General features: G+C 38.1%; 1 protein-coding gene. It reads right to left on the bottom strand.

Annotation, left to right across the window (positions count from 1 at the left end):
• Nucleotides 1–277: 277 nt before the first annotated feature.
• Nucleotides 278–991, bottom strand: a complete 714-nt coding sequence (locus TPRIMZ1_RS20150; protein ID WP_198429949.1) for a 4Fe-4S binding protein — start codon at nucleotides 989–991, stop codon at nucleotides 278–280.
• Nucleotides 992–1,816 lie beyond the last annotated feature (825 nt).

Below are 1,816 nucleotides of genomic sequence, written 5' to 3'. Positions count from 1 at the left end.
AGCTGGCGGCCAATGGGGGAACAAGAAATACATGAGCATGAAACAGGAAGAAATCGCTGTTTCGGCAACGGCTTAATTTTATTTATATGGCTGCAAATCAATTTTGCGAAATATTATTGACACTACCCTTTTACTTGAAGACTGGACGGAATAAATCATCGCCTTTTTCTTCTTGGCATATTCCTTTTTCAGCACATTGGTTATACGCAGTTTTTTGCCCTATTACCCAATTGCGTCCCGCCACGGATGGCGGGGCACATACGGTAAACGTTTTTTACTATTTAATGGCTTTTACAGGACAAATGTTTACACAATTACCACACAAAATACATTCTGACGACAAAATTCTTTTTCCGTTTTTAATATACTTTCTTACATCAATGTCCATTGGACATTCCGTATTACAATTTCCGCATTCTATACACTTATTTCCACTTGGAGCCATTTTAATTAATGAAACACGTGATTGAAGTTTCATTACTAAAGCAGCGGGGCACCATATTTTACAAAATGCACGTTTTTTCCTGAATGTTATTGCAAGTATTATTCCAATAATATAGTACACTATATTTCCTGCAAGAAACCATATGAATTGATCTATTTTATACGGTTGAAATGGTAATGCTTCTGATGAAGAAATTGGAGAAAATATATGTCTATTAAAATAATCATAACCATTTCTTATGAAAATAAATGGAATTAATAATGACAATATTAAAACAATTATCCGTATGTATGTATATTTTTTGGGTATAGTTTTATTCTCTTTTATTGGCAGCCATTCGAGCAATGCGGCTGTATAACAGCCCCAGCCACAATAACCCCTGCCCCAAATCAATGGGCCAAATACTTTTGCAATAGCATAATGTATTAAAACCCTTGTAAATAATCCAGTATTTATAAAATATGCAAAATAAAATACCGTTTCCTCTATCTGTAAATTTTCATGCTGCATTATTCCGAGAAATACCAATAAATCCAATGCAACCAATGAAAGACTAATTTTTCTTCCGAGTCCTCGTTTTTATTTTATTATTTGAATCAATGAATAACCCTATTGATATACTTAATCCAATGGGTATAAATACAAAGAAAAAACCGGTCCATCTAGTTAAACCCATAGGGATAGATAGAGATATCCCAATAAATAATGGAATTAGGTTTATTAAAATTTGCTTTATTATTCCTTTCTTCATAATTTATTATACCGTACCATTTTATATATTTCACGGCAACGGCTATCGCAGGAAAAAACATCAGCCCTACTTTATCAGCATATATTCGTTGGGACACTACGCAAATTGGGTGTCACCTTTTGGGCTCTTTGGCAAACCGGCCCGGGGGGAGGGGGGCGTAAAATATGGGTATGCAGCTTATTGATATTGGGGAGTGCGGCCCGGATTACAACCGGGACTTTCCCCCCCGGACCACAGCTTTCAAACGACGCCGGGCGCCTTTTTTTTACTTTCTGGGTTTGGGTTTTTTACTAGAATAGGTAGTTTTATATAGGTTTTTATAATAAACTGGTGTATACTATCTATAGATTCTACTAAAATGAGGTATTTTGTGCTGGTAAATGAGCATAATTATTTATATAGCAACGAATTAGCCCCCCCCCCCCCCCCCCCCGATGACGCCGGGCGCGTTAGCGCCCATACAATCCTTCCTATCGGCCCGCAGGGGCGCATAGGTTTACACGGACTTCTGGTCCGAGGATATACCTTTTCCGCCTTTTCAGACAGTTTACTCTCCCTCTGGGGGCCGCTATGAACTACCGGCCTATGGCGGGGATTTTCTGCCTCATCCTTCTTTCTCC

It is taken from the genome of Treponema primitia ZAS-1 (genome assembly GCF_000297095.1).
Classification (GTDB): domain Bacteria; phylum Spirochaetota; class Spirochaetia; order Treponematales; family Breznakiellaceae; genus Termitinema; species Termitinema primitia_A.
The sequence above is the reverse complement of the archived record's forward strand: the minus strand, read 5'-3'. Positions and strand labels throughout refer to the sequence as shown.